This window comes from Paenibacillus sp. MMO-177 (assembly GCF_037147795.1).
Classification (GTDB): domain Bacteria; phylum Bacillota; class Bacilli; order Paenibacillales; family Paenibacillaceae; genus Pristimantibacillus.
The window spans coordinates 64,777-80,977 of the sequence record NZ_JBBCUR010000001.1 but is presented as its reverse complement, the minus strand read 5'-3'; the positions used below and the strand labels follow the sequence as shown (position 1 = coordinate 80,977).

The 16,201-nt window shown below is 51.9% G+C and carries 12 protein-coding genes; all 12 read left to right on the top strand.

Annotated features, from left to right (window positions below; translation table 11 throughout):
• Positions 1-2: 2 nt before the first annotated feature.
• Positions 3-2,036 (top strand): single-stranded-DNA-specific exonuclease RecJ, encoded by a 2,034-nt coding sequence (recJ, locus tag WFK81_RS00345; RefSeq protein WP_336784486.1) that lies wholly within the window; start codon positions 3-5, stop codon positions 2,034-2,036.
• A 45-nt stretch (positions 2,037-2,081) separates the two neighbouring features.
• Positions 2,082-2,594 carry an adenine phosphoribosyltransferase gene (locus tag WFK81_RS00340; RefSeq protein ID WP_127494695.1) on the top strand — a complete coding sequence of 171 codons (513 nt, stop codon included), beginning with the start codon at positions 2,082-2,084 and terminating at the stop codon, positions 2,592-2,594.
• A 315-nt stretch (positions 2,595-2,909) separates the two neighbouring features.
• Entirely contained in the window at positions 2,910-3,869 is a 960-nt protein-coding gene (locus WFK81_RS00335; RefSeq protein ID WP_336784485.1) for an ABC transporter permease, read from the top strand.
• Positions 3,870-3,906: 37 nt separating this feature from the next.
• The gene (locus tag WFK81_RS00330; protein ID WP_127494525.1) at positions 3,907-4,806 is read left to right on the top strand and encodes a carbohydrate ABC transporter permease; all 900 of its coding nucleotides are present in this window, start codon (positions 3,907-3,909) and stop codon (positions 4,804-4,806) included.
• 115 nt (positions 4,807-4,921) lie between these two features.
• Complete coding sequence (locus tag WFK81_RS00325) at positions 4,922-6,616, top strand: extracellular solute-binding protein (RefSeq protein ID WP_336784484.1); 1,695 nt, start codon at positions 4,922-4,924, stop codon at positions 6,614-6,616.
• A gap of 123 nt (positions 6,617-6,739) precedes the next feature.
• A complete protein-coding gene (locus tag WFK81_RS00320; protein ID WP_336784483.1) occupies positions 6,740-7,543 on the top strand; it encodes a response regulator transcription factor in 804 nt (267 codons plus the stop codon).
• A 2-nt stretch (positions 7,544-7,545) separates the two neighbouring features.
• Positions 7,546-9,312: a sensor histidine kinase gene (locus WFK81_RS00315; RefSeq protein WP_336784482.1), complete on the top strand. Its 1,767-nt coding sequence runs from the start codon at positions 7,546-7,548 to the stop codon at positions 9,310-9,312.
• Positions 9,313-9,431: 119 nt separating this feature from the next.
• Positions 9,432-11,615: a RelA/SpoT family protein gene (locus WFK81_RS00310; protein WP_336784481.1), complete on the top strand. Its 2,184-nt coding sequence runs from the start codon at positions 9,432-9,434 to the stop codon at positions 11,613-11,615.
• Positions 11,616-11,632: 17 nt separating this feature from the next.
• Positions 11,633-12,076, top strand: a complete 444-nt coding sequence (gene dtd, locus WFK81_RS00305; RefSeq protein ID WP_336784480.1) for a D-aminoacyl-tRNA deacylase — start codon at positions 11,633-11,635, stop codon at positions 12,074-12,076.
• A gap of 91 nt (positions 12,077-12,167) precedes the next feature.
• Positions 12,168-12,335, top strand: a complete 168-nt coding sequence (locus WFK81_RS00300; RefSeq protein WP_336784479.1) for a hypothetical protein — start codon at positions 12,168-12,170, stop codon at positions 12,333-12,335.
• 764 nt (positions 12,336-13,099) lie between these two features.
• Positions 13,100-14,350 (top strand): histidine--tRNA ligase, encoded by a 1,251-nt coding sequence (gene hisS, locus WFK81_RS00295; RefSeq protein ID WP_336784478.1) that lies wholly within the window; start codon positions 13,100-13,102, stop codon positions 14,348-14,350.
• 24 nt (positions 14,351-14,374) lie between these two features.
• Positions 14,375-16,177 (top strand): aspartate--tRNA ligase, encoded by a 1,803-nt coding sequence (gene aspS, locus WFK81_RS00290; RefSeq protein WP_336784477.1) that lies wholly within the window; start codon positions 14,375-14,377, stop codon positions 16,175-16,177.
• Positions 16,178-16,201 lie beyond the last annotated feature (24 nt).

The following is a 16,201-nucleotide window of genomic DNA, read 5'->3' as shown; positions in this document are numbered from 1 at the left end:
GCGTGATACAGGCAAAAACACGCTGGAATTTGGCGCCTTGGAATGAAGAGGACGAACAGCAGGCGGAACAGCTGTCAGCTCAGCTTGGTATTCCTCCTCTTGTTGCCAAGCTTCTTGTCCAGAGAGGCTATAAGGATAAGGAAGCGGCGGAGACCTTCCTGCGGGGAGGGGAAGAGCGGCTGCACGACCCGTATCTGTTGATTGGAATGAAGGAAGCCGTTGCCCGGATTAGGCAAGCGGCAGATAACGGCGAATTCATTCGCATTTACGGGGACTATGATGCCGACGGGGTTTCCAGCACATCGCTGCTTATCCATGTTTTCCGCGAACTTGGTTATACCTTTGATTATTATATTCCGCATCGCGCTTTGGAAGGCTACGGCCTTAATAACGGGGCGATCGATTTGGCCGCGGCGGACGGCGTTCGTCTTATCGTTACGGTTGACACGGGCATCAGCGCTTTCGAGCAGGTAGAATACGCGAAGTCGCTGGGCATTGATATCGTCGTAACCGATCACCATGAACCGCCGGAGCGGATTCCGGGTGCCGTTGCCGTCGTTAATCCGAAGCGGGAGGACTGTCCCTATCCGTTCAAAGGCTTGGCCGGCGTTGGCGTAGCCTTCAAGTTAGCGACGGCCCTGATGGGGCGTCCGCCCATGGAATGGACGGATATTGTCAGCCTTGGCACGATTGCAGACATTATGCCGCTGACGGACGAGAACCGGGTATTGGTTCGGGCGGGACTCGCCCGGCTGCAAAATACCGGCAATATCGGCTTCCGCGCTTTATCGGAAGCCTGCGGGATTGAGCTGGATCAAGTTACGTCGACGACCGTTGCTTTCGGCATGGCACCCCGCATTAATGCTGCGGGCCGGTTGGATCATGCGAAGCGCGCGGTAGAGCTGCTGACGACCGGCGATTACGATGAGGCAATTCGAGCTGCATCTTCTCTGGATGTGCTCAACAAGGAAAGACAACGAATCGTGGACGGCATTGTGAAGGAAGCCGAGCAGCAGTGGCAGGGGAAAAGGGACGCTGCTCAGGCGGCTGCGAGACCCGAGCCTGCCGTCATCGTGCTCGCCGGCGAAGGGTGGAACGTCGGGGTAATCGGTATCGTTGCCTCCAAGATCCTGGAGCGTTATTACAAGCCGGTTATTATCCTTGGCATCGATCCGGACAGCGGCATGTGCAAAGGTTCGGCCAGATCCATTGAAGGTTATGATCTTCACGCCGCGTTAACCGAATGCCACGAACTGCTGGACCATTACGGCGGTCATCAGGCGGCTGCAGGCATGAGCCTTCACCGCGATCAGCTGCAAGCTTTCGAAGAGAGGCTTGGAGAGCTGGCGATGGAATGGCTGACGGAGCAGGATTGGATTCCGAGGACTGCGATTGACCTTGTCTGTTCGGTTGGAGACGCAAGTGTCCATACGATTGGTCAGCTTGCCCTGCTTGAGCCGTTTGGAGCGGGCAATCCGTCTCCTAGGCTGCTGCTGCAATCCGCCGAGCTGTCGGACTATAGAACGATGGGCAAGGATGCCAGGCATTTGAAGCTGTCGCTCCGCAGCGGACGTGCTTCTCTCGATGCGGTAGGCTTCGGATTGGGAGAGCTCTCCAATCAGCTTCAGGCTGGTCTTCCTGTTGATCTCGTAGGCGAGCTGTCGATCAACGAATGGAACGGCCAGCGCAAAGCCCAGCTGCATATTCATGATCTGCATTTCGGAGGAGCGCTTGCCAGATTCCCTGAACGGGAGCACTTCGGACAGGTCTACCAGCTGCTTAGAAGGAAGCAGCGCATCCCGGCAAAAGGGATTGAAACATATCTGTCCGAGCAATGCGGCTGGCCGGAGCAGATGATAACCGTCATGCTGGAGGTCTTCCTCGAGCTTGGCTTTATTGCGGTAGACGGTACTCATTTCGTCATTGTCGAAGCACCACAAAAGCGTGATCTTGGTACATCGCAGAGGTATCAAGAGGCCAAACGCGAAGCCGAAAGGCTGCGTTCGCCGTATGTTCCAAACGAAGTAATGGCATAATTGATATGGGAAGTAGAGAAAGGATTGAACAAAAGAATGAGCGAAATTAATTTCAAAGACTACATCCGGGTGATTCCCGATTTTCCGCAACCAGGCATTAGATTCAAGGATATTACAACCCTTCTGAAGGATGGCGACGTTTACCGCGCTGCTATCGAAGATATCCGTAAAGCGGTTGAGCATCTGAAAATCGACATTATCGCCGGACCGGAAGCGCGCGGCTTTGTGGTTGGCGCTCCGCTCGCTACGGCGCTGGGCGTTGGCTTTGCGCCAATCCGCAAAAGCGGCAAGCTGCCTGGCGAGACCATCCAGGCAAGCTACGACCTGGAATACGGCAATGACAGCCTGGCGATGCATAAGGACGCGATCTCTCCAGGCCAGCGCGTACTTATTGCGGATGACCTGCTTGCTACAGGCGGTACAATCGCGACTTCGATGAACCTTGTCCGCCAGCTGGGCGGCGAAGTAGTTGGCGCTGCATTCCTGATCGAGCTGTCCTACCTGACTGGCCGCGAGAAGCTGGAAGGCGTGGAAGTGTTCTCCCTCGTAACGTACTAAGATTACCTTTGACCTTGACTGCCCCTGACGCGTAAGCGAAAGGGGCAGTTTTTTTGTTTTCATGCCCCTTTCAAACGATGTGAGGTGGAAACGGATTCATTTCTCATCTCCAAAATGCAACCGCATACATCGGAATTCAATGTTATTAATATTGACATGATTCAATTGAAATGTATCATTTTTCGTTGGTCTGGCAAATAGTAACGAACCCTCTCCGATTCTAAAATAAAAGCAAGGCACTCGCTTCTAGCTGAAGTTTACGAAGTAAGAATCGCAACCAAAAACGTGTTGTTATTCTTTTTAGGGGGACAACGAATGACAGAAATCACCGTAACCGTTGCAAAGAAAGAACAAGCGCTAAAGCGCAAATCCAAGCTTACACGGTTGCTAAAACAGTGGGATTTGCAGCTGATGGTTATTCCGGCGCTTCTGCTCATTTTCGTATTCAGTTACATACCGATGTACGGCGTCCTGACCGCTTTCCAGGATTACAGCATTTTTAAAGGATTTTTGGATAGTCCATGGGTGGGGCTTAAGCATTTCGAAATGTTCTTCCATGCACCGGAGTTTGAGCGGGTGATGCGCAATACGATTATCATCAGCGTATTGAAGCTGTTATTTGGCTTTCCTGCACCAATCATTCTCGCGCTTATGCTCAACGAAGTGAAAAACATGTATTTCAAGCGCATTGTACAGACAGTGAGCTATTTGCCGCATTTCTTGTCATGGGTTATCGTGTCGGGCTTTGCGATGTCGATCCTGTCGGTGGAGAACGGCAGCTTGAATATTCTCCTCCAGTCTATCCAACTCATAAAAGAACCGATCAGCTTCCTGTCCATTCCGGAATACTTCTGGACGATTATCGTAACGACGGGAGTCTGGAAGGAGATCGGCTTCAGCTCTATCGTCTACCTGGCCGCAATTGCCGGCATTGACCCTAACATGTACGAAGCCGCTTCCATCGACGGAGCAAGCCGGTTCAAGCAAATCTTTATGATTACGATTCCAACGATTATGCCCGTGGTCATCATCTTCCTCATTCTCGCAATCGGCAACCTGCTTAGCGCAGGCTTTGAGGATCTGCTCCTGCTCGGCGTTAATCCGGTGCTGAGAGACGTATCGGATGTGCTGGATACGTACGTGTACAGAACGGGGATAACCGGACAGCGCTTCTCCTATGCGACGGCAGTTGGTTTGTTTAAGGCCGTTATCAGCGTTGGCTTGCTCACCTTTGCCAATCTGCTGGCAAGAAGAACCGGCAACAGCTTATGGTAAGGCAAGCACATAATCGCACAAGGAGGACCGCCCGCGTATGAGAATCAAATCCAGCTTAAGCGATAGAAGCTTATCGATCTTCGTTTATATCAGCCTGACCGTTATCGCCTTCTTTACCTTTTATCCGTTCTGGAACGCCGCGGTAATCTCGTTTAACAAGGGGATGGACACGGCGCTTGGCGGCGTGACCTTTTGGCCGAGGGCTTTTACAGTCGATAACTACGAAATCGTTTTCCAGGACAAACGGATTATCAACGGATTTTATATCTCAGTAATGCGGACGGTGATTGGCACAGCCTGCTCTATTCTGTTTACCGCCATATTTGCTTACGGCATGACCAAGCGCGAGCTGATCGGACGCAAGTTTTATATGATCGCCTGCATTGTTACGCTCTACTTCAGCGGCGGCATTATCCCAACATTCTTGTTAATCCGCGGTCTCGGCCTTATGGATAACTTCCTTGTCTTTATCATTCCGGGTTTGATCAGCGTATGGAACATGATTATATTCCGGACCTTCTTCCAGGGACTTCCCAAAGGTCTCGAGGAATCGGCGCAAATCGACGGCTGCGGCTATTGGGCAACGTTCTTCCGCATTATTCTGCCGCTATCCGGTCCCGTTATCGCTACTCTCGCCTTATTTACGGCGGTGGGGCACTGGAACGACTGGTTTTACCCAAGTCTCTACATTACGAAGGAAAAGCTTATTCCCATTCAGACGATGCTTCAGCAGATTCTGAATTCCAATATTATGAGCGAGCAGTTCTCGCAGCTGGATTCCGCATCCCAGAGCAGGCTCAGCTCGATGAAAAGCGTGACCAGCAAGTCGCTTTCGATGGCTACCATGATGGTGGCGACCATTCCGATTATCGCCGTGTATCCGTTCGTGCAGAAGTATTTCGTAAAAGGGGTGTTGGTAGGCTCTTTGAAGGAATAGGGAGCTTGCGTCCAACCAGCGTTTTCAACGTGAAACGGATACGCTTGCCCGGCAGCATGGATCGACAAATCCGCTTCCGCTGAACATAATTAAAAGCATGGGAGAGAGGGGTATTATGAAGATGAGCAGATGGAGGAAATCGGCAACGATTGGACTAGCAAGCGTAATGGCGATCACTTTAGCAATGACGGGATGTTCCAGCGGTAACGGAAACAAGACAAATAACGAACCGGCAGCGACAAACAGCCAAAAGCCGGCTGAAAGCGAGTCGCCCGCGAACACGGCTGGCGATTCGGGAGCATGGAAGCTTGGCAGCGAGCCGCTGAAGTTCTCTTTTTACGGGCATTACGACTGGTATTCGATGCCAGCCTGGGGCGGGGATGAAGCAACCAAATGGATTAAGGACAATATGAAGGTCGATATTACGCCGGTTCAATCGGGCGGCAATGCCGCACAGAAGCTGAACACCATGATTGCTTCGGGAGACCTGCCTGATGTCATCTGGATGGACCGCGGAGCGGATGTCGAGAAGCTGCGCGAAGCGGGCATGCTGGTTCCTTTTGACGATTATCTCGATAAATATCCGAACTTCAAGAAGTGGGTTGGCGAAGAGGCGATCAACATGCTGCGTTCGAAGGACGGCAAGATCTATCAGTTCCCGAACTGGTATACGTCCCAGCCTAACGGCAACGCCGGGTATCTTTTGAATAAAAAGATCTATGAGGAGCTCGGCAAACCGGCACTCGAAACAACGGACGATTTCTACAACTATCTGAAAATGGTCAAAGAGAAATATCCGAACGTAACGCCGTTTAACCCGGATTTGGCGATTGACGGCCAAGGACTCGACGTGTTGTATTCGGCCTTCGGTGAGGATTACTCGCCGGCTTACGTATCTAACCGTGCCGTGCCAAGCGGCGACAAGCTAACTTCGCTGTTCCTTGATCCGGTCTTCCGCGAGTCGATGCAGTTCGCAAGCAAGCTGTTCCGCGAGAAGCTGATGTCTCCGGATGCCCTGACGCAAACGAAGGATCAAGTGAAGGAGCAGGCCTTTAACGGCACGGCCGCGGTATTTGCCGGCGCCAGCCCAACGGAATACGGCGCAGTTGGCGATGCCGAGCTGAAGAAGAAGGATCCGAATTCGGGTTACATGATGGTATGGCCGGTTCATAAAGCAGGACTCGATAAGAATAAAATTTGGGCAGGCACTTACACGCAGCTGGGCTGGAACGTAAGCGTCATTACCAAATCGGCTAAAGATCCGGAGAAAATTTTCGCCTTCCTCGATTATTTGACTGGTCCTGAAGGCACGCGCACCTTGTTCTGGGGACCTGAAGGCATCTATTGGAAAGGCACGGACGCGGACGGTTCCCCAATCTTTACGGATGCTTACACCTCCGACGTGGAAGGCCGCACGAAAATGATGGATGCAACGGTTAACTTCCAATGGAACGGCAATACCGTCTTTATCGATACGTCCAAAATGAAATTCGAGCTGACCTTGCCTGAAGAGCAGCAGTCGTGGGAAGCGCGCTGGCAAAATGCGATTACGTGGAAAACGCAGAAGAACGCTACGGAATTCATCAACCTTGCGCCGGCTCCGGATTCCGAGGAAGGCATTATCGCTCAAACCTTCGAAGAGCTGTACAAGGAAGCAAGAGCAAAAGCGCTGTACGCGAAGAGCGATGAAGAGGTTCTTGCGATCCTCGATAAAGCGCAGAAGGATGCCGAAGCAATTGGATACGACAAGCTGCTAGCTTACAAGACGGCTAGATGGCAGGAAAATTTAAAAAGCATGAAAGGCAATTAACATCCAGACTATTGGTGGAGTATAATTTGGTCAAGCGGTCAGCGCCGTCCCTATGCATAGGGGCGGTTCTGCCGTTTCACGGCTTAAGCTTAACCATTCTGCGAGAACGGGAGAAGATGCCTCATGTATAAGGTGTTGATTGCGGATGATGAAGTGCTTGACCTGGAAGGCATGCGTTTGTTTATTCCCTGGACAGAGCTCGGCCTTGAGGTTGTGGCAGCCGTCAACAACGGCTTTGATGCTTATGAGGTGTTAAAGGACGGGAAGGTTGACATTCTCGTTACGGATGTACATATGCCCAGCATGTCCGGATTGGAGCTTGCCCGCAAGGCGCAGGAGACCGAAAGCTGCTCGGGTCTTAGAGTGATTTTCGTCAGCGGGTATCAGGATTTCCATTACGTCAAGCAGGCTTTGTCGCTACGGGCATACAGCTACGTGCTGAAGCCGATGGACGACTCCGAGCTGGTTAACGCGCTCGTTCGCGTAACCAAGGAGCTGGACGAGGTCACTAGAAGGCAGGAGGAAGAAAGGCAGTGGCGGGAGGCTGCAAACCGTACGGGTCCCCGTTATCAGCAGCTGAGTGAGACGTCCTCTATTGAACCGGGCAAGCATACGAAGCTCATTCAAGAAGTCATCGCTTATATGAAGCTGCATCTGAACCGTTCCCTGACGCTGAAGGAAGTGGCGGACCGGTTTGCTTTTTCCCCTAATTATTTAGGTCTTATGTTTAAGGAAGCGATGGGCGTCGGCTTCAGCGAATACGTCATTACGATGCGAATGGAGAGGGCGGGAGAGCTTCTGAAGGATCCGAAGGTGAAAATTTACGAGGTGGCTGACCAGGTGGGGTACCGCTACATGCCTTATTTCAGCCGGCAGTTTAAAGAGACATTCGGCATGACGCCAATCGAATTCAGGAGACACCGCTAAATATGACGCATTCGCCGCTCACAGGCACTAATCATCCCCGCAAGTTTATTCCGTTTGGCATCAAGCTGCTGATCTCGTATATGATGCTGATCATTATACCGATCTTTCTGTTTGGCTACTTTGCCAGCGGCATCATGACGGATTCAATCCGTTCGAACACGACGAACACCATTAAAGGAACGTTGAAGCAAATCGAAGATAACGTCGTCTATAAATTGGAAGATACGGTCCGTCTATCCGATCTTCTCTATTATGATACAACCTTGTCGAAGCAGCTGCTCCATTACGAAGAGGGCTGGGTGAGCTATGAAGCAACAACCAAGCTGCTGCTTCCGAAGTTCAGGCAGACCATCGAATCGACGAACCGCAGCATGTGGCTGACCGTTTATTTGCGCAATGAGACTTTGCCTGAAATTTATTACGATACCAAAAATATCGACCCTCTTGCCATGAAGGGCAAGTTTTTTGACCTGCTTCATTTGAACCGGATTACGCAGAAGCCCTGGTACAAATCATACCCGGCCGAGCAATACGGAGAGACGCAAGAGTGGGAGCAGATTGAGGATGACGGCCGCTATAACCGGATATCGCTGCTCCGGCGGTTAGTTGATCTGGAATCGGCAAAACCGAAAGAGATTGGCTTTATGCGGATCAGCGTGTATTTGTCCGATTTGTTCCAAAGCGTGGATTCCCGCAAAATCGGCGCAGGCAGCACACTGTTCATTACCGACGGCAACCGTAATATTCTGTATGCTTCGGGAGCAACCGCGCAGTCGACCGAGCAGCTGTGGGATGAGGGGAGCGGCAAAAATTATCTCGTTATCCGGCAGCCGATTCCCGGTCTGAACTGGAGTCTCACGGCGATGGTTCCGTACTCAGTGCTTGAGAAGGATACGGAGAAGGTTAAACGGCTGACGCTGGTCATTTGCAGTGCGAGCTGCGTGCTGATTCTGCTGGTCGCGACATTTGTCTCGAGAACGTTCTCACGGCGGGTATTCAAGGTGATGTCCGTTCTTCAATCCTTCCGCCAGGGAGACTTTCAGCGGCGGATTCATTACAGCGGCAACGATGAATTTACGACGATTGCGTCCTCGCTTAACGAGCTGGGCAAACGAACGCAAAACCTGATCGATGAGGTCTATACGACAAATTTGAAAAAGAAAGAGGCGGAGCTGGAGACGCTTCAAGCGCAGATCAATCCGCATTTTTTATATAATACGCTTTCCTCGATCAGCCGGCTGGCCAAATTCGGGCAGGTCGAGAAGCAGCATCAGATGGTCATGAACCTCGCCAAGTTTTACCGGTTGTCCTTAAATGAAGGGCAGACTATTATTCCGATCGGCAAGGAAATCGAGCAGGTCCGGGCTTATATGGACATCCAGCAGATTAAATACGGCGACCGGGTCCGAATCGACTATAATATTTCCCCGGAAATTGTCGAACTCGCAACCGTAAAGCTGATCGTCCAGCCTTTTGTCGAGAATGTGCTCGAGCATGCCTGGCGCGGAGACCGAATTGAAATACTTGTGAGCGGGTATCTGGAAGGGGGAGTAGTCCATTTGCTCGTTGAGGATAACGGCAACGGCATGCCTCAAGAGACGATTTTCCATATATTTAGCGGCGACGGGATGCAACGCGTAGGCTACGGAATCCGTAATGTACATGAGAGGATCCAGCTTTATTACGGCAAAGATTTTGGCGTGGCGATTGAGAGCGCGGAAGGTGAAGGTACGCGTGTTCATATTCGCATTCCGGCCGAATCCGCTTAGCTTCCTTATGCGAAATTTGGTGAGGGATGCAGGTTGACGCGGATGCCTACTTCCAGCATAATATTAAGAAAACTCGGAAAATGCGCGAATCGGAGTAAAGCGTTCGGAAAGGACAATTCATGGGCATAGAGCAGTTAATCGAAAAGGCGTCGGCCTATATAAAAGAACAGGATCTTGTACGCATCAGGGAAGCCTATGAATTTGCGGACCAAGCCCACCACGGACAAGTGCGCAAATCGGGGGAACCTTACATTCTTCACCCTGTTGCCGTTGCGGAAATCATCGTGGATATGCAAATGGACGTACTGTCGATTATCGCGGCATTACTGCATGACGTTGTTGAGGATACGACAGTTGACCTTGAGGTCATCCGCGCGAAATTTGGCGAAACCTGCGCAATGCTCGTCGACGGGTTGACCAAGCTCGAGAAGATCAAGTTCCGTTCGAAGGAAGAGCAGCAGAATGAGAACTACCGGAAAATGTTCCTGGCGATGGCGCAGGATATCCGGGTTATTCTGATCAAGCTGGCGGACCGCCTTCATAATATGCGCACGCTGAAGTTCCAGTCCGAGGAAGCACAGCGGCGCATCGCCTACGAGACTCTGGAAATCTTTTGCCCGATTGCTCACCGGCTTGGTATTTCCGCGATTAAATGGGAGATGGAAGATATCGCTCTGCGGTATTTGAATCCTCAGCAATACTACCGTATCGCGAATCTGATGAAGAAGAAGCGGGCGGAGCGCGAGCTGTTTATCTCCGATGTAATCGGCCGGATTAAAGAGAAGCTCGAAGAGATGGGCATCGATGGGGATATTTCGGGCCGTCCGAAGCATATATACAGCATTTACAAGAAAATGACCGTCAAGAACAAGCAGTTTAACGAGATCTACGATTTGATGGCGATCCGGATTATCGTAGACAACATTAAAGACTGTTATGCCACATTGGGCATCATTCATACGCTGTGGAAGCCGATGCCGGGGCGGTTCAAGGACTATATTGCGATGCCGAAGGCCAACATGTACCAGTCCTTGCATACGACGGTAATCGGACCTAACGGGGATCCGACGGAAGTGCAGATCCGTACCTGGGATATGCACCGCACCTCCGAATACGGTATCGCGGCCCATTGGGCTTACAAGGAAGGCACGATTGTGCCAAACAATAATTTCGAGGACAAAATGTCTTGGCTCCGCGAAATTATGGAGCTCCAGAACGAAGCGCGCGACGCCTCGGAATTTATGGAATCGCTCAAGATGGACTTTTTCTCCGATCTCGTATTTGTGTTTACGCCAAGCGGGGAAGTCATTGAGCTGCCTGCCGGCTCCGTTCCGCTGGACTTTGCATACCGGATCCATACGGAGGTCGGCAACCGGACGATCGGCGCGAAGGTCAACGGGCGGATTGTACCGCTTGACCATAAGCTGAAGACGGGCGACATTATCGAGATTTTAACGTCGAAGCATTCCTATGGTCCTAGCCAGGACTGGGTGAAGATCGCGCAATCGTCCCATGCCCGCAGCAAGATCCGCCAATGGTTCAAGCGCGAGAAGCGGGAAGAGAACGTGGCCAAAGGCCGCGATCTGCTCGAGCGCGAGCTGAAGCGCCTGGGCGTTGAGCCGTCCGCCTGGATGAGCGACGACAAGCTGCAGGAAGTGGCGAACAAGTTCAATTTCAACGATATTGAAGATATGATGTCGGCCATCGGGTTTGGCGGTATTACGGCCGCGCAGATTTGTACGCGTCTGACGGAGAAGCTGCGCAAGGAAGCGGAGAAATCCAATCTGATCGAGCTGACCTCCGAGCCGAAGGAAATGAAATCCCCCGGCCACCGCAAGAACCGGCCGACCAATGGCGTAACGGTAAAGGGAATCGACAATTTGCTGGTTCGTTTCGCACGCTGCTGCAATCCGGTGCCGGGCGATACGATTATCGGTTATATTACGCGCGGCAGAGGCGTGTCCGTTCACAGGATGGACTGCCAGAACATTCCGTTTAACGCGGATGGTGAAGAGGCGGACCGCGTCATCGAAGTGGAATGGGAGGATTCGATTGAATCCAACTATAGCGTAGATATCGAGATTACCGGCCATGACCGGTCGGGGCTTCTCAACGAGGTTCTGCAGGCTGTGTCCGAGAGCAAGACGAATATTTCGGCGGTTACGGGCCGCTCGGTGAAGAACAAAATGGCGATGATTCATATGACCGTGCTTATCCGTAATATTGATCATTTATCCTCTGTAGTAGAGAAAATCAAACGAGTTCAGGACGTATACTCCGTTCAGCGCATTATGAACAGTTAGTTGGAGGTTTACCCGCAGTGAAGGTAGTTGTACAACGAAGCAAGCAGGCAAGCGTAACAATCGACAGTGAAGTCGTAGGGGCGATCGATCACGGCCTTGTGCTTCTCGTCGGGATCACGCATGAGGATACGGAAGACGATATCCGCTGGATGGCGGATAAAGTAGCGAGTCTGCGGATCTTCGAGGACGAGAATGAGAAGATGAACTTCTCCGTCGTTGACGTCGGCGGACAGATTCTATCGATTTCGCAGTTCACGTTATACGGGGACAGCAGGAAAGGGCGGCGTCCGAACTTTATGGCTGCCGCACGTCCGGAGCTGGCGGAACCCCTCTACAACCGGTTCAACGAGCTGCTCCGTGCAGCGGGCCTTGTCGTAGAGACAGGCCGGTTCGGCGCGATGATGGACGTCGCTCTCGTGAACTCCGGACCTGTGACATTAATTATCGACAGCAAGCAGTAAATGGCGGGTAAGATAAGCTTCGGCTGGAAACAATAGAGACAGGCATGGCTAAATCGGCCTCAAGTATCTGTTGGCAGAAGGAGCTTATCTTATGCATCAATCCCGCAAGGAACAAGGCGTGGAGCGGGCTTCCCGCCGGCTTCTTCATACGGACCGCCGCGAAGCGATCGTGATGTCGAGGCTGGAGGAGCAGGTGGAGACGGCGGAGGAATTTCTCGCCTTCCCTTCGAATCGGCGTGAGCCCGGCGGACGCATGTAACTCAAACATCAAGCTAAGCAAAAGCCGCTCTTCGGGCGGCTTTTCTGCTTCAAAAGCCGAATGTTCGTAAATGAACCGCTTACTATTTTGTAATATTACTGTAATGAGTTTATAACGGTTTTTTAACATCGCTATCCTATAATAAATCTCGACCCCCTTTTTAAAAATATAAATTCTGGACCTGCAACGATGGCTGCAGGTTTTTTTTTGCCCGCAAAGAGGCATACTGAAGAAATGTGATTGACTATTGACTTATTATGTCGACACGGTTAGAATTAGGACTCAGTATATAAATTTTCTGATTCGTTGATGGAACACAGTAATCCCGTACACGTACCCAGAGAGAGGCGCCTAGGCTGCAAGCGTCTTTATGGTGACAGGATGAATAGACCTTCCGGAGAACAGACGGTGAACGGGTGATTCGAAAGAACCATCGTTATTAGCCGATCTGCGTGTAACGGGCGTTAACCGTTAATGAGCGGACAGGATTGTCCGGAATATGGGTGGCACCACGGGAGATCAACTCTCGTCCCTAACGATTGGCCTTTAACGGCATATCGTTAGGGGCGGGAGTTTTTTGCGTGATTAAAAGTCGTTAAGTTACGCTTACGAAGCAAGAATTACCGCAAAAGACGCGACAATTCTTTTGGATTATGCTTACGAAGTAAGAATCATCGCAAAAGACGCGACAATTCTTTTGGATTATGCTTACGAAGTAAGAATCATCGCAAAAGACGCGACAATTCTTTTTAGGAGGGTTTGCAATGGCTTTTCAAAAGTCACCGGGCACGCAGGATATACTGCCTGGAGTAGTTGAGCGATGGCAGTATGCGGAGCAGAAAGCCCGCGATATTTGCCGGCGCTTTAATTTCCGTGAAATTCGCACGCCGATCTTTGAATCGACGGAGTTGTTCCAACGCGGCGTAGGCGAAACGACGGATATTGTGGAGAAAGAGATGTACACCTTCACCGATCGCGGCAACCGCAGCATCACCCTTCGTCCGGAAGGAACGGCGGGCGTTGTCCGTTCTTATGTGGAGAACAAGCTTTACGGCGAGCCGGATGTATCGAAGCTTTATTATATCGGACCGATGTTCCGTTATGAGCGTCAGCAGGCCGGCCGTTACCGCCAGTTCCACCAATTCGGAATCGAAGCGCTTGGATCGGTCGATCCGGCGATTGACGCAGAGGTTATCGCGCTGGGGTATACCTACTACACGGAGGTAGGATTGAAGGGCGTCCGCGTGGAGATCAACTCCGTTGGTACGCCGGCGGTTCGCGCAGCCTTCCGGGAGAAGCTGCTTGCCTTCCTTATGCCAAAACGCGAGCTGCTTTGCAAGGACTGCCAGTCCCGCATGGAGCGCAATCCGCTTCGCGTGCTGGACTGCAAGGTGGATCAGGCTCATTTCGAAGGCGCGCCATCGATTCTGGACAGCCTGGACGAGGAATGCAATACCCACTTTGATAAGGTAAAAACGTACCTGTCGGATATGGGTATTCCGTACTCGATTAATCCGAGGCTTGTTCGCGGCCTGGATTATTACACCCATACCGCTTTCGAATACAAAGCGGAAGGGATCGGTGCTATCGATACGATTGGCGGCGGCGGCCGTTACAACGGGCTTGTAGCCGAAATCGGCGGACCGGATCAACCAGGCGTAGGTCTCGGACTTGGCCTGGAACGCACGATTATGCTGCTTGAGCATCAACAAGCCGAGCTGGACAATGCGCATCAGGTAGACGTCTATGTGGTCGCGCTTGGCGAAGCGGCAGACCGGGAAGTAACAAGACTGGTCTACGAGCTCCGTACCTCCGGTATCCGCGCGGAGCGCGATTATCTGGGCCGTAAAATGAAGGCGCAGATGAAGTCGGCAGACCGTCTGCAAGCCCGTTATACGGCAATTCTCGGCGATGACGAACTGGCGCGCGGCGAGATTGCCTTGAAGGAAATGGCGACTGGCGAGCAGCGCGTAGTGGCGCTTGCAAGTCTTGCCTCAGAACTGAAATCCAACTAATTATAAAGGGGAGTTACATCCATTATGATGCTGAAAACTCATCAGTGCGGCACCTTAACAAAAGCCAACATTGGCGAAGAAGTAACATTGAACGGCTGGGTACAACGCCGTCGTGACCTTGGCGGCGTATTATTCATCGACCTGCGCGACCGTACAGGTATCGTGCAAACCGTATTTAACCCTGATTTCTCCGGCGAAGCGTTGGCAATTGCCGACCGCGCTCGTAACGAATACGTACTGGCTGTTAAAGGTACGGTTGTAGAACGTGATGCTGAAACGGTTAACAAAAACCTGGCGACAGGCGAAATCGAGATTCGCGTGACGGAAATCGAAGTAATCAACGCTGCGAAGACGCCTCCATTCCCAATCGAAGACGGCGTTGAAGTAGACGAATCGCTTCGCCTGAAATACCGTTACCTCGACCTGCGCCGTCCGGAAATGCACAAAACGCTTTTGCTTCGTTCGAAAGCGGCAAAAGTATTCCGCGACTTCCTTGACGGAGAAGGCTTTATCGACGTTGAAACGCCAATCCTGACGAAGAGCTCGCCGGAAGGCGCTCGCGATTACCTGGTACCAAGCCGCGTACACGAAGGCGAATTTTTCGCTCTGCCGCAATCGCCGCAAATCTTCAAGCAATTGCTGATGGTCGGCGGGATTGAGCGCTACTATCAAATCGCTCGCTGCTTCCGTGACGAAGACCTTCGCGCGGACCGTCAACCGGAATTCACGCAGGTCGACATCGAGACTTCGTTCCTGACGCAAGATCAATTGCTCGGCATGATGGAGCAGTTGATTGCACGCTTGTTCCGCGAAACGATTGGCGTAGAGGTTGAGCTTCCGATCCAGCGCATTACTTATGCGGATGCGATGAACAAATACGGCTCCGACAAGCCGGACCTTCGTTTCGGCATGGAAATCGAAGACATTACCGATATCGTTGCGACAAGCGACGTTAAAGTATTCGCAAGCGTTGCGGCAGGCGGCGGCGTCGTGAAGGCGTTCAACGCAAAAGGCTGCGGCCATTGGTCCCGCAAAGAGCTTGACGATCTGCAGCCGTTCGCTGCCCGTTACGGCGGTAAAGGCCTGGCATGGATCACGATTAAAGACGGCGAGTGGAAGGGTCCAATCGTTAAATTCTTGAAGCCGGAAGAAATCGCGGCTCTGACTGAGCGTCTGAACGTTGAAGAGGGCGACCTCCTGACATTCTCCGCCGACAAAGCGAAAGTTGTTGCCGACGTTCTGGGCAACCTGCGTCTGAAAGTCGGCCGTGAGCTGGGGCTGATCGACGACTCCAAGTTCAAGTTTGCATGGGTTGTTGACTTCCCTATGCTGGAATGGGACGAAGAAGCAAAACGTTATGTAGCGGTTCACCATCCGTTCACACGCCCGAAAGACGAAGACCTGCACCTGTTCGAAACAGATCCTGGTCAAATCCGCGCGCAAGCGTACGATATCGTACTGAACGGCTACGAAGTAGGCGGCGGCTCGATGCGTATTTACCGACGTGAAATTCAGGAAAAAATGTTTAGTGCACTTGGATTCTCCAATGAACAAGCGTATGAGAGCTTTGGCTACCTGCTTGACGCATTTGAATATGGTACGCCTCCACACGGCGGTATCGCATTTGGTTTTGACCGTCTCGTTATGCTGATGTCGGGCCGCACGAACCTGCGCGAAACCATTGCATTCCCGAAAACGGCAAGCGCAACCGACCTGCTATGCGATGCACCGTCTCCGGTCGAGCTGTCGCAGCTTGAGCAGCTCCATATCCGTACTGTACTGAAGCCTAAGCCAGAAGCGGCTGCTGCAGGCAACAAGCAAGCTTAAGCTTATGCTTTCGATGTAAGAATC

What these genes read in the sequence shown, in the direction of transcription:
- WFK81_RS00335 (WP_336784485.1), top strand. Translation starts at nt 2,910, where the DNA reads ATGACAGAAATCACCGTAACCGTTGCAAAGAAAGAACAAGCGCTAAAG.
- WFK81_RS00330 (WP_127494525.1), top strand. Translation starts at nt 3,907, where the DNA reads ATGAGAATCAAATCCAGCTTAAGCGATAGAAGCTTATCGATCTTCGTT.
- WFK81_RS00325 (WP_336784484.1), top strand. Translation starts at nt 4,922, where the DNA reads ATGAAGATGAGCAGATGGAGGAAATCGGCAACGATTGGACTAGCAAGC.
- WFK81_RS00320 (WP_336784483.1), top strand. Translation starts at nt 6,740, where the DNA reads ATGTATAAGGTGTTGATTGCGGATGATGAAGTGCTTGACCTGGAAGGC.
- WFK81_RS00315 (WP_336784482.1), top strand. Translation starts at nt 7,546, where the DNA reads ATGACGCATTCGCCGCTCACAGGCACTAATCATCCCCGCAAGTTTATT.
- WFK81_RS00310 (WP_336784481.1), top strand. Translation starts at nt 9,432, where the DNA reads ATGGGCATAGAGCAGTTAATCGAAAAGGCGTCGGCCTATATAAAAGAA.
- WFK81_RS00300 (WP_336784479.1), top strand. Translation starts at nt 12,168, where the DNA reads ATGCATCAATCCCGCAAGGAACAAGGCGTGGAGCGGGCTTCCCGCCGG.
- hisS (WP_336784478.1), top strand. Translation starts at nt 13,100, where the DNA reads ATGGCTTTTCAAAAGTCACCGGGCACGCAGGATATACTGCCTGGAGTA.
- aspS (WP_336784477.1), top strand. Translation starts at nt 14,375, where the DNA reads ATGATGCTGAAAACTCATCAGTGCGGCACCTTAACAAAAGCCAACATT.